Annotated in this window: 11 protein-coding genes and 1 pseudogene; 10 read left to right on the forward strand and 2 right to left on the reverse strand. The window is 65.2% G+C overall.

The window, feature by feature from the left end; all coding sequences use genetic code 11:
• Window positions 1-278: Hsp20/alpha crystallin family protein (locus tag RUW20_RS01615; protein WP_409559280.1), on the reverse strand; the 278-nt coding region annotated here is incomplete at its 3' end.
• Between the two features lie 155 nt (window positions 279-433).
• On the opposite strand from RUW20_RS01615, the gene RUW20_RS01620 reads away from it, so the two are divergent.
• From RUW20_RS01620 to egtD, 8 genes and pseudogenes are all read left to right on the forward strand, one after another.
• The gene (locus RUW20_RS01620; protein ID WP_313950448.1) at window positions 434-1,387 is read left to right on the forward strand and encodes a DnaJ C-terminal domain-containing protein; all 954 of its coding nucleotides are present in this window, start codon (window positions 434-436) and stop codon (window positions 1,385-1,387) included.
• 3 nt (window positions 1,388-1,390) lie between these two features.
• Window positions 1,391-1,699 carry a chaperone modulator CbpM gene (locus tag RUW20_RS01625; protein ID WP_313950449.1) on the forward strand — a complete coding sequence of 103 codons (309 nt, stop codon included), beginning with the start codon at window positions 1,391-1,393 and terminating at the stop codon, window positions 1,697-1,699.
• A gap of 313 nt (window positions 1,700-2,012) precedes the next feature.
• On the forward strand, window positions 2,013-2,948 hold the full coding sequence (locus RUW20_RS01630) for an alpha/beta hydrolase (RefSeq protein WP_313950450.1): 936 nt from the start codon (window positions 2,013-2,015) through the stop codon (window positions 2,946-2,948).
• Window positions 2,949-3,024: 76 nt separating this feature from the next.
• Window positions 3,025-4,560: an AMP-binding protein gene (locus tag RUW20_RS01635; RefSeq protein WP_313950451.1), complete on the forward strand. Its 1,536-nt coding sequence runs from the start codon at window positions 3,025-3,027 to the stop codon at window positions 4,558-4,560.
• Between the two features lie 2 nt (window positions 4,561-4,562).
• A complete protein-coding gene (locus tag RUW20_RS01640; protein WP_313950452.1) occupies window positions 4,563-5,366 on the forward strand; it encodes an SDR family NAD(P)-dependent oxidoreductase in 804 nt (267 codons plus the stop codon).
• A 545-nt stretch (window positions 5,367-5,911) separates the two neighbouring features.
• Window positions 5,912-6,634: a PEP-CTERM sorting domain-containing protein gene (locus tag RUW20_RS01645; protein WP_313950453.1), complete on the forward strand. Its 723-nt coding sequence runs from the start codon at window positions 5,912-5,914 to the stop codon at window positions 6,632-6,634.
• A 411-nt stretch (window positions 6,635-7,045) separates the two neighbouring features.
• Window positions 7,046-7,156, forward strand: a pseudogene (locus RUW20_RS01650) (SDR family oxidoreductase); the annotation flags it as partial.
• Between the two features lie 733 nt (window positions 7,157-7,889).
• Complete coding sequence (egtD, locus tag RUW20_RS01655) at window positions 7,890-8,855, forward strand: L-histidine N(alpha)-methyltransferase (RefSeq protein WP_409559281.1); 966 nt, start codon at window positions 7,890-7,892, stop codon at window positions 8,853-8,855.
• 20 nt (window positions 8,856-8,875) lie between these two features.
• Here the strand turns inward: egtD and senA are convergent, their stop codons facing one another.
• The gene (gene senA / locus RUW20_RS01660) at window positions 8,876-10,120 is read right to left on the reverse strand and encodes a selenoneine synthase SenA (protein ID WP_313950454.1); all 1,245 of its coding nucleotides are present in this window, start codon (window positions 10,118-10,120) and stop codon (window positions 8,876-8,878) included.
• A 50-nt stretch (window positions 10,121-10,170) separates the two neighbouring features.
• Here senA and senB point away from each other — a divergent pair, with 50 nt between their 5' ends.
• Together senB and RUW20_RS01670 are read left to right on the forward strand one after the other, a co-directional pair.
• The gene (gene senB, locus RUW20_RS01665; protein WP_313950455.1) at window positions 10,171-11,145 is read left to right on the forward strand and encodes a selenoneine biosynthesis selenosugar synthase SenB; all 975 of its coding nucleotides are present in this window, start codon (window positions 10,171-10,173) and stop codon (window positions 11,143-11,145) included.
• A 2-nt stretch (window positions 11,146-11,147) separates the two neighbouring features.
• On the forward strand, window positions 11,148-12,436 hold a 1,289-nt coding region (locus tag RUW20_RS01670; RefSeq protein WP_313950466.1), incomplete at its 3' end, for an FAD-dependent oxidoreductase.

Below are 12,436 nucleotides of genomic sequence, written 5' to 3' on the forward strand. Positions count from 1 at the left end.
TGCACGGTCGCCTTTTCGCCGGGTGGGTCCAGCTTGCGCTCGCCGGCAACGGTGAGTACGCCCTTCTCGATCTGCACGTCGAGGGTGGCCGGGTCAATGCCGGGGGCGAAGGCATAGACTTCGACCGAGGTGGCGGTGCCGCCGACGTTCATTGCCGGGAAGCCGCCGCGGGCGACGCCGCGAATGCTCGGGGAGAGATGGAAACCCTGCTGCATTTCACGTTGCAGCCGTTCCAGTTCCGCGAGCACGTCGCGGGGAAACAGAGAGCGGTACATCATGTTGAATCCTCCATGCGGGTGGCTCAGGGGCGCCGGGAGTGGCGCTTCCCTACCAAGCTGGGGACTTTTTTGGCCACTTCAATGGCTTGATTTCGCGCATCATCGTCGCCATTTGTTATTGTTAGCTGACTAACCCGGCAGATCGAGGATGGATCATGGAATTCAAGGACTACTACCAGGTTCTGGGGGTTTCGCGCGAGGCCACGGCCGACGAGATCAAGAAGGCTTACCGAAAACTGGCGCGCAAGTATCACCCGGATGTTTCCAAGGAAGTGGACGCCGAAGCGCACATGAAGGAGGTCAATGAGGCCAATGCAGTGCTCTCGGACACGGAAAAACGCGCTGCCTACGATCAACTGGGCCGTGGCTACCGGCCGGGCCAGGAGTTTCGCCCGCCACCCGACTGGGATGCCGGCTTCGAGTTTTCAGGCCGCGGCGCTTCGCCGGGCGAAACAGCGGACTTCTCCGATTTCTTCGCCGAGATGTTTGGCCGCATGGGCGGCGCGCGCGGCTTCTCTGGCGGCCAGCGGACGCAGTTCCAGTCGTGCGGCGAGGATCATCACGCCAAGGTGCTGTTGGACATCGAGGACGCCTTCAGCGGCGCCACCCGGCAGATCTCCCTGCGGGCGCCAAAGACGGATGCGCAGGGGAGGGTGGCGCTGGAAACGCGCACCTTGAATGTCAGGATTCCGCAAGGGGTGCACGCTGGCCAGATCATTCGTCTGGCCAGCCAGGGCGCGCCGGGATTTGGTGGCGCGCCGGCCGGCGACCTGATGCTGGAAGTCCAGTTCCGGCCGCATGCACGTTTCCGCGCCCACGGGCGCGACCTCCATCTGACGCTGCCGGTTGCCCCCTGGGAGGCCGCGCTTGGCGCGGTGGTGCAGGTGGACCTGCCGCAAGGCGGTGTCAATGTGCGCATTCCGGAAGGGACGCAAAGCGGTAGGCAAATGCGCGTGCGTGGCAAGGGCATCCCGGGCACGACGCCGGGTGACCTGCTGCTCGACATTCAGGTGTTGCTGCCGCCAGCCGACACGGCCAGGGCCAGAGAACTCTATGAAAGCATGGCGCGGGAGTTGGCCTTTGACCCGCGTGACCAGGGGAGGGCATGAGCGATGCGTGACGAGGAGATCCTGAGCGGTAGCCTGCTGGAAGAGAGCTGGCTGACGTTGGAGCAGCTTGCCGCCGCCTGCACCGCCGAACCCGCCTGGCTGCAGCGTCACATCGACGAGGGGCTGATCCCGCAGGCCGAAAGCGTCGCCGGCGTGTGGTGCTTTTCCAGTATCACTCTTCTTCGCGCCCGGCGCATGCGCCAGCTCGAGCGCGACTTCGATGCCGTCCCCGAATTGGCCGCGCTGGTCGCGGACCTGCTCGAGGAACTCGATGAATTGCGTGAAAGCGCCGCTGGTGGCCGCCCGGAGTGAGCCACAGCTTCCGCGGTGAGCTGGCCGTGAAATGGCTGGAGCAACCGACTGCAGACGCTTGCTGCCAAGCGCAATTTGACTTCACTTGCAGCTTCCGGGGATACTCCCAAGGGTACGGTTGACCTGCCGCTTTCAGCCCGATCCATGACCGCTTCGGTGGCGAAGGTTGCGCGGCGAGCCGAAAATTCCGTGACCTCGGCTAGCCTGCTCGCGCCAGGGTCCGCAGCCAGATCTCGCTGGCGGCCGGCGTCTCGTCGGCGCTCTGCCAGCACGCTTATTCGATCCTTTTACTGACCGACCTCGGGGTTCAATCATGGCGATACTCAAACAATTCGACGAACTGGTGGTGACATCGCGACCCGGGCAGCCGGCCGGTGCCCCGCTGAACGAGATGCGCGAGCACACGGTGCGTTGTCTCGGCCCGCACGGCCTGCACCGGATGGCCTATACCGAGTGGGGAGATGCGGCCAATCCACGCGTGCTGATCTGCGTGCACGGCCTGACCCGCAACGGACGGGACTTCGACGTGCTGGCGAATGCGCTGGCTAGTGATTACCGGGTCGTCTGCCCGGACATCGTCGGCCGCGGGCGCAGCGATCGCCTGTTCTTTCCCGACGATTACGCCCTGCCGATCTACGCCAACGACATCATCGCACTGATCGCCCGGCTGGGCGTCGAGTCGGTGCATTGGCTGGGGACCTCGATGGGGGGGCTGATCGGCATGTTTCTTTCGAGCCTGCCGGGGTCACCGATCAGCCGCATGGTGCTCAACGACGTCGGGCCGCTGATCGCCCTCGACGCGCTGCAAAGGATCGGCGAATACCTCGGCAAGGCGCCGGATTTCGCCGATCTCGGCGAGGCCGAGATCTACGTGCGTACGGTTTGTGCGCCCTTTGGCGCGCTGACCGACGCGCAATGGCGTTTCATGACCGTCGTCGGCACACGCCCGAAAGCCGAAGGCGGCTTCGAGATGAACTACGACCGCCAGCTTGCCCTGCCGTACCAGAAGGCCTTCCTCGAAGCCAAGGAAATCAGCCTGTGGCCGATGTACGACGCCATCCGCTGCCCGACGATGGTCCTGCGCGGCGCCCAGTCGGACATCCTCGCGCACGACACCGCGGTCGAGATGACCCTGCGCGGACCCAAGGCGAAGCTCGTCGAAGTGCCGAATGTTGGGCATGCACCGATGTTCCTCGAAGAGTCGCAGGTGCGCCTCGTGCAGGACTTTCTGCTCGCCGATCCAGGCTGAGCCTGGGTCCTGCCGTGCTCAGGGTGTTGCCGACGGGTAGCGGGGCAGGTCTGGTGCCTCGACGCTTCTTCCGGCGATGAACCTCGCCCATCTGCTCGCCCGCAGCGCCCGGGTTTTCCCGGAGCGGGCGGCCGTCGCGCTCGGCAAGCGCGAGTTGTACTCCTACGGCGAGCTGTTCCGCCGTGCGGCGAGCATCGCCGCTGCGCTACGCGGCAGCATCGGCCTGCAAGCGGGCGACCGGGTGGCGCTGTTCATGGCCAACTGCCCGCAGTACCTTGAGCTGCTCTACGGTATCTGGCACGCCGGCCTGGTGGCGGTGCCGATCAATCACAAGCTGCACCCGCGCGAGGTCGCTTTCATTGTCGGGAATTCGGCGTCGTCCCTGCTGTTCGTCGCCGGCGAGCCGGGCTCGTCTGCGCAGATGTGGACCGACGGCGCGCCGGGGCTGCGGATAGTCTCCATCGATGGTCCGGCGTATCGGCAACTGGCCATCGGTGAGCCGATCGACGTCGTGCCGCGGGCACCGGACGATCTCGCCTGGCTCTTTTACACGTCCGGGACCACCGGCCGACCGAAGGGCGTGATGCTCTCGCAGCGCAACCTGCTGGCGATGACGTTTTGCTACTTCACCGACGTGGACCAGGCGGCCTCGTCTGACAGCATCCTCTACGCCGCGCCGATGTCGCACGGCGCCGGCATGTACAACTTCGCGCACGTACTGGTCGGCGCGCGGCATGTCGTCCCCGAGTCGGGCGGCTTCGATCCCGCGGAGATCCTGGCCTTGTCGCAGCGCTTCGGCCAGGTCTCGCTGTTCGCCGCCCCGACGATGGTCCACCGCCTGGTCGAGCACGTCGCCGAACAGCAAGCGGATTGCAGCGGCATCAAGACCATCGTCTATGGTGGCGGCCCGATGTATCTCGAGGACATCCGGCGCGCACTCGCCGTCCTCGGTGACCGGCTGGTGCAGATCTACGGCCAGGGCGAGAGCCCGATGACGATCACCGCCCTGTCGCGCGAACACCTCACGGATCGTACGCATCCACGCTATCTCGAACGTATCGTTTCGGTTGGCGTCGCGCACAGCGTCGTCGAGGTGCTGGTCGCCGACGCTGACGGCCTGCCGTTGCCCGCTGGATCTGCCGGCGAAGTGCTGGTGCGCGGCGAAACGGTGATGCAGGGCTACTGGCGTAACCCGGAGGCAACGGCGGCGACGCTGCGCGACGGCTGGCTGCACACCGGTGACGTCGGTGTGCTCGATGCCGACGGCTTCCTGACGCTGAAGGACCGCTCCAAGGACGTGATCATCAGCGGTGGCAGCAACATCTATCCGCGCGAAGTCGAGGAGGTTTTGTTACGGCACGCGGCCGTCGCCGAGGTCTCGGTAGTCGGCCGGCCGAGTGCCGAATGGGGCGAGGAGGTCGTCGCCTTCGTCGTCTGCCGGCCGGGCATGGCGGCGCCGATCGAGGAGCTTGATGCCCTGTGTCTGGATGCGATCGCGCGCTTCAAGCGGCCGAAAGACTATCTTTTCGTTGCGGCGCTGCCCAGGAACAACTACGGCAAAGTGCTCAAGACCGAATTGCGGCGCCACTGGACGACACAAGGGGAGAATTGAAGATGGGCGGACGTCTGCAGGACAAGGTGGCGATCGTCACCGGTAGCGGTTCGGTCGGGCCGGGTTGGGGCAACGGCAAGGCGATTTCGGTGCTCTTCGCACGCGAGGGAGCGAAAGTGGTCGGCGCCGACATCGACGCCTCGGCTGCCGCAGAAACGCAGCAGATCATCGCCGACGAAGGCGGCAGCAGCATCGCCGTGGTTGCCGACATGACCCTTGCCGCCGATGTTGAACGCATGGTGGCGGCGGCCCTCGACGCCTATGGGCGGATCGACATTCTGGTCAACAACGTTGGTATTGCGGTTGTCGGGGGGCCGGCCGAACTCGACGAAGCGACCTGGGATCGCCTGATGACGGTCAATATCAAGAGCGCCTATCTGACCTGCCACCACGTCCTGCCGGTGATGATGCGTCAGCACGCCGGGGCGATCGTCAACAATGCATCGGTGGCCGTGCGCGGCTGGGCCGGCGTCAATTACGGTTTTTATGCGGCCAGCAAGGGAGCGATGGTAGCAATGACCCGCACCATGGCCATTCGCCATGCGCCCGATGGCATTCGCGCCAACTGTGTGTTGCCAGGACTGATGAACACGCCGCTGGTCCATGCCGCGCTGACTCGTGTTTATGGCGAAGAAGGCGACATAGCCAACCTCATCCGCACCCGTGACGCCCAGTGTCCGCTGGGCCAAATGGGCGACGCCTGGGATACCGCCTACGCGACGTTGTTTCTCGCCTCGGACGAGGCCAAGTACATCACCGCTACCGAACTCCTCGTCGATGGCGGGTTGTCGGCGCGCTTCGCCTGAGGTGTTCCGCGCGAAGGAATCCCGGCTCTGTTCATGGGAGGACAAAGAACTTGGCTCGGCGCGATGCATCGTTCGTGAAAGGGAAACCAACGCCGGTCCGGTGTGATGACTACCTTATCGTGCACCTTGCTACTGTGGACTAACGCAAGACCCGGCTGTTAACTGCTTCGGTCGCAGGGCCGGCGAAACTGACGCAGCTTGTCGACGCCAACGCGCTTGGTGAAGGTCGGGAGAGTTGGTTTTCTTTGCTTGCCGTCGCCGGATTTTTTTGGGAACTCTGACGCTGTTCATCATGGGTTTTCAATGCGCCGTACGGATGGAGCAAAGGCGCGGTGCTGATGCTCCGGTCGTACGGCCTGAAAACGCGGCTTCAGGTGTCGAAATTTTTTACACTCGGGTGGTGTGTTTCGAATTGTTGAATATTTAAGGCGTTGATTGTTAAGTCGATTAATATTTAGGCATGGTTATTGCTGTACTCAATGGTCTTCCGCTGCATCTTGGTTTTGGAAGTAACTAACGCCCTCTCTTTTTCTGGAGTTAAAAAAATGACCATGAAACTAAAGCTCCTTGCCTTGGGTGTAGCTTGCGTCTTTGCGCAGCCCGCTGCTGCGGTTGCCCTGATTACCAACGGTGGTTTCGAGTCCGGTTTGACGGGATGGACCGTTACTGACCTGGCCGCTAGCAGCGGCTCATGGTTTTCAGTCTCGGGAACGAGTACACCTCTGTCTAGTGGCGCAACGGTGGGAGCTGCGGGCGGAACCAGCTATGCGGTTACCGACCAAACCGGGCCAGGAACTCACGTCCTGACTCAAAGCTTCGTCGTGCCCGTAGGTGCCACGTTGGTGATGCTGGCATTCGACATGTTTGCCAATGATCAGAGTGGCTCCGGGGGAATTATTGACCCAGCCGGCCTGGATCATACGGGCTCGGCGAATCAGCACGCCAGAGTCGATCTGCTGACAGGCTTGGCTCTGCCTTTCGATACCGGTGCCGGTGTTCTGGCGAACTTCTACCTCGGAGTGGATGCCGGGGCCAACCCCCACCCCTGGACCAGCTATTCATTCGATATCACAAGTTTTGTCACCCCCGGTTCCACCTATCAGCTTCGGTTCGGAGAGGTGGACAACCAGCTCTTTTTCAATCAGGGCGTGGACAACGTAGGCATCGAGGCAACCACGGGCGCTGTCCCCGAACCAGCTTCTCTCGCCTTGCTGGGTATTGGCTTGGCGGGTCTGGGTGCGCTGCGCCGTCGGAAGGTCGAAGTCTGATTCGACCCTGCTCGGCAATGCCCCCGCGGCGGCCGATGGCCGCCGTTTTTTTTCACGCGGATCTGGCAAGGGGACGGGATCGTCGCGTTGTTTCTTGATGCCTTCTCGCTATTTTCACGCGCCGGACACGAGCAAGCTCACGTATTGTGCCGGTGACGCGGAGTACTGCCGGGAGTGCCGCCGATGGTTCGGCGGTTTCTGTCATCGTCCGGGGCACAAACTCGCAGGAGCGTTGGCGGCTTGCCATCTGCTTTCGAAGTATATGGAGCGAAAGAGCTCGTGGTACGGCCACCATCGGCGATCTCGATCGTGCGTTAGACTGTCTCGCGTTGCGCAGGCGCAAGAAGCCAATGCTGTCGAGTGTGCACCGGGGCGCCCTGCGCCGGTCGCGTAGGGCTGCGCTGCAGATGCGACGCCTGGAATACCGCCTACGCGACGCTGTTTCTTGCCTCGGACAAGGCCAAGTACATCACCGCTACCGAACTCCTCGTCGATGGCGGGTTGTCGGCGCGCTTCGCGTAGCGCATGTCGCGCGCGCCGGCAGCACCGCGTGTTCCAGGTAGGTTCGACGGCCGCGACGGATGGTCAGCGATCGGGCGCGGCCTTTCCAGGGACGTGCCCAGGGTGTCATTTTGTCCACCACAGCGGAAAGCCGGTGTACCACCAGGACCCTTCGGATGCACGCTGACCGGTGTGGCAAGCAAGGTCGCCAGGGGAGGAGGCGCCGAGTCGATCGCCACTACCCCTCAGACCGGAAAACAGCAGCCGCACACGGGGAGCGGCGGCGACACGTCGCTGGCGATGTGGTTCGCTCGCCACAGGGCACATCAGTCGATCGAGCGTGCGCCAGACATTCAGATCACGCTGCGGCAGGGAAGGAAGTGTGGCCATGGCAACCCCCGAAAAGTGATTGGCAAGAAGGTGATCGACGGATATCGGCGCTAGCAGTCATGCGCCGATGACGAAGAGTCACACGGCCTGTGGCAAGTTCGTGTGACGTGCTTCACGATCGAACTCACTTTGCCGTTTCGGCCCAGACGCGATCGCTCGAGGCGCTCCCGACGCCGTGGCGGTGCGAGCATTTGCCGGCGGCGGCGGTATCATGGCGAATCCAGGGCATTGGTCGTTCGGCAGTCGCCGGCCGATCATCACAGGGAGTGGCGATACCGCCAGTCAGCATGAATCGCTTTCTACCATCAGCTCAGTCGTGCCTTACGACGTCGGGTCACCCCGCAAGCGGGCCAGAGGCCCGCTAGTGGTGCGCTCGCCCCGGCTGATCGAGGTCGACCGCCAGGAACCGGCGGCGATCCGTGCCGAGTTGTCGGGTGAACTGGCAGCGTCGCCGGCCGTGATTTCGCCCAAGTACTTCTACGATGCGCTGGGCTCGAGACTCTTTGCGGCGATTACCGAACTGCCCGAGTATTACCCGACGCGCACCGAGGCGGCGATCTTCGCGCGCCATGTCGAGGCCATCGCCGCCGGTCTGCCGAGCGGTCTGACGCTGGTCGATCTCGGCGCCGGCAATTGCGAGAAGGCGGCGCGCCTGCTGGTGCCGTTCGCCGTGCGCACCTACGTGGCCGTCGACATCTCGGCGGCTTTCCTGCGCGACTCGCTCGAACGCTTGCAACAGCAGCACCCGGACATCGACATGTTGGGGGTCGGCACCGATTTTTCGCATCGCTTGAGTTTGCCGGGGGAAATTGGCGACGGGCCGCGGCTGCTGTTCTATCCCGGTTCGAGCATCGGCAACTTCACGCCGGCGCAGGCGCTCGACTTCCTGCGGCAACTGCAGCGCGCAGCGCAGGGCGGCAGCCTGCTGATCGGCGTCGACTTGCTCAAGCCGGTCGAGGTGCTCGAGGCGGCCTACGATGATTCCCTTGGCGTCACTGCGGCATTCAATCGCAACCTGTTGCGGCATATCAACCGGCTGATCGGCAGTGATTTCGCGCTGGCCGACTGGCGTCACCTGGCGCTGTTCAATGGCGCGCAGTCGCGTATCGAGATGCATCTCGAGGCAGTGCGCGCGGTCAGCGTGCGCTGGCCGGGTGGCGAGCGGGCGTTCGCTGCCGGCGAACGCATGCATACCGAGAATTCCTACAAGTGGCGGCCCGAGGATTTCGCCGCCCTCCTGGGTAAGGCCGGTTTTTCGGCGATCCAGCGGTGGACCGACGAGCGCGGCTGGTTTGCCGTGTTTCTCGCGCAGGCGGGCGAGGGTCGGTAGTGATCTCCGGCCAGGGGAGCTCAGCGGTCGATCGCGCAGCTGCGGAATCCCGCGTAAATGTCGTTGCGTTCCAGCGTGAAGAAATTGCGGTAGCGCGGGTGCACCATCTCCGGTGCCGTAGCGCAGCTCCCACCGCGCAGCACACGGCGGCTGCCAAACCAGGGCGCCGAATAGTCGCGGTAGGGATGGGCGCAAAAACCGGGGAAAGGCAGGAAGCGGCTGGCGGTCCACTCCCAGACCTCGCCCCACTGCAGGCGCGCGTCGGTCAGCGCCGCGTACTCCCACTCGGCTTCCTCCGGCAGTCGACGGCCCGCCCAGCGGCACCAGGCGTCGGCCTCGAACCAGCTGAGGTGCACGGCGGCGGCCGCGAGTGGCAGCGGCTGCCATTGCCCGAAGACACGGTGTTGCCATTGCGTGTCGACCTGGCGCAGATAGCGCGGCGCGCCGAGCGTGTTGGCCTCGCACCACTGCCAGCCTTCCGCCGACCACCAGCGCGCATCCTCGTAGCCACCGGCGGCAACGAAAGGCAGATAGCGCTGCCAGGTGACCGCTTCAGGGTCGACGGCGAACGCGGAGAGGTGGACGCGGTGCGTTGGCAGTTCATTGTCGAAGGCGAAGCCCGCTTGGGCGTAACCCAGGGACCACTCGCCAGCCGGCAGGCACAGGCTGGCCGCTGGCGGCTGGCCGATCAGCGCCGGCGACGGCGACGGTGCTCCGGCCAGCAGCGCGGCGGGCAGGGGAATGTCGAGCGCCTGCGCCATGTAGGTCGCCGCCTCGGCGTGCATCTGCTCGTGGAAGAGCACCAGGCGGAAGAAATAAAGGTCGGCCGGCTGCTCGGCCGTCTGCGCCTGCAGCGCCAGGGTTTCGATCAGGCCCGCCTCGAGATAGGCACGGGTGGCAGCCAGATCGGGCAGCGGCAGCTGCCAGCGCGTTTCCTGCGCGACGACGCTGGAGTTGTAAAGAGCGTCCGCTGCCGGCAGGCGGCCGCTCGGCCGCTGATGCTCGGGGTCGCAGGCAACGCCCAGTGCTCGCTGCCGATTGCGGGCGATCCAGTAGTCCTGAAACCAGCCGACATGGCCGACTTCCCACAGCGGCGGATTCAGCTGGGTCGAAAAAGGAACGCGCAGCGTTGGTCCCAGTGCTTGTTCATAAACCGCCAGCAAGGCCAGCGTACGCTGGCGTGCTGCCGTCAGCGCAGCTGCCAATTCCTGCGCCCCGCCTGCACGGGCGCCGTCGGCTGCTGCCCATTGGCTGGGTGGTTTCACGGATTCGGGCCTCCTCGATGAACGCGGGCGTATCGCAGCGGTGTTTCCAAGTGGTGATTGTGAGCCCGGCGCTGGCCGATGCCAACAACGGTAACTGGCGGACGGCGCGCCGTTGGCAAGGATTCCTGTCGTCGCCGAGCCGGATCGTCACGCAATGGCCGGACGAGTCAGCCGACGACGATCGGGTCATGCTCGCCCTGCACGCGCGGCGCTCGGCGCCGTCGATCGCCGCCTGGCGGCAGATGCATCCGTCGCGGGGGCTGGCACTGGTGCTCACCGGCACTGACCTTTATCGCGACATCCAGCGCGATGCCACGGCGCAGCGCTCCTTGCAACTGGCCGACGCGCTGGTAGTGCTGCAGGAACGTGGCCCACTGGCCTTGCCCGCCGAACTGCGCCCGAAAGCGCGGGTGATCTTCCAGTCGACGACCAGCCGGCAGGCGCTGCCCAAGACCCGACGCCGCCTGCGCGCCTTGATGGTCGGCCACCTGCGCGACGAGAAATCTCCGCAGACGCTCTTCGCCGCCGCCCGCCTTCTCGCTGGCCGCGACGACATCCGCATCGACCACATCGGCGACGCACTCGATGCGCGCCTCGGCGAGGCGGCAATGGCGACCATGGCGGCGTCGACCCACTATCGCTGGTTGGGCGGTCAGCCGCATGCGGCCACCCGACGCCGCATGCAGCGTGCGCATCTGTTGATTCACGCCAGCCGCATCGAGGGCGGCGCGCACGTGGTGATGGAAGCGGTGTGCAGTGGCACGCCGGTGATCGCTTCGCGCATCGATGGCAATGTCGGCATGCTTGGCGACGACTACGCCGGCTATTTCGCCTGTGACGATGCCCGGGCGTTGTCCGAGTTGATCCTTCAGTGCCGCGCCAGCCAGGGCCAGGGTGACGGTCTGCTGGCGCGCCTCGCCACCCAGTGCCGGCACCGCGCGGCCCTGTTCGCGCCCGCTGCCGAGCGCGCAGCCGTGCGGCGACTGGTCGCGGATCTGTGCCTCACGCCGGCGAACGGAGGCTGACCGTGCGCGTAGCCGAACAACCGGTCCTCCGCGATATCGTCCTCGTCGGCGGCGGACACAGCCACGTCGTGGTGCTCCGGCGCTTTGCCATGCGGCCGGAGACCGGCGTCCGCCTGACGGTGATCTGCACCGACACCCACACCCCGTATTCGGGAATGCTGCCGGGCTACATCGCCGGCCATTACCGCTACGACGAGGTGCACATCGACCTGCGTCGCCTGGCCGGGTTCGCCGGCGCCCGCTACTTCCGCGACGAGGTGGTTGGCCTCGACCGCGCACAGCGCAAGGTGCTCTGTCGCCATCGCCCGCCGGTGGCCTACGACTGCCTGTCGATCAACATCGGCTCGATGCCGGCGGTGAACCGCGTCGAAGGCGCCGCCGAACACGCCATTCCGGTGAAGCCGATCCGGCGCTTCAACGAGCGCTGGCTGGCCTTGCTGGAGCGTGTTCGTCGGCACGCCGGGCAGACCACCATCGCGCTGGTCGGCGCCGGCGCCGGCGGCGTCGAGCTGACCCTGGCGATGCAGTATCGCCTGCGCAACGAACTGCAGGCCCTCGGCCACGACCCCGACGACCTGCGCTTTCACCTCTTTTCCGCTGATCGCGACATCCTGCCGACGCACAACGCGCGCGTGCGGCGAAGCTTCGAGCGGGTGTTGGCTGAGCGTGGTGTGGTCGTTCATCGCGCGGCGGAAGTGATCGCGGTGACCGACGGACAGCTGCACACCGGCAACGGCGAGACGCTGGCGGCCGACGAGATCATCTGGGTGACGCAGGCCGGTGGCGCTGCCTGGCTGCCCGATACCGGCCTGGCGCTGGACGACAGCGGTTTCGTCCAGGTGCGCGACAGCTTGCAGACGGTCAGCGATCCACTGATCTTCGCCGCCGGTGACTGCGCAGCGATGCTCGCCACACCGCTCGAGAAAGCCGGCGTTTTCGCTGTGCGTCAGGGGCGGCCGCTGGCCGACAACCTGCGTCGCGCGGTGCTCGGGCAGCCGCTGCACGCCTACCGGCCGCAGGCGCGCTGGTTGGCGTTGATCAGTACCGGTGACCGCTACGCCATTGCCTCACGCGGCGCGCTGCATGTCGACGGCGCCTGGGTGTGGCGCTGGAAGGACTGGATCGACCGCCGCTTCATGGCCAAATTCAGCGATCTGCCGCCGATGGTCGCGAAGCCGCTGGCGGGCGTAGCAAGTGTCCCTCTCGATAAGGTCGAATCGGCGCAGGCCATCTCGGCGATCGCCATGCGCTGCGGCGGCTGCGGCGCCAAGGTCGGCGCGACGGTGTTGTC

This window comes from Accumulibacter sp., from assembly GCF_032229525.1.
Classification (GTDB): Bacteria; Pseudomonadota; Gammaproteobacteria; order Burkholderiales; family Rhodocyclaceae; genus Accumulibacter.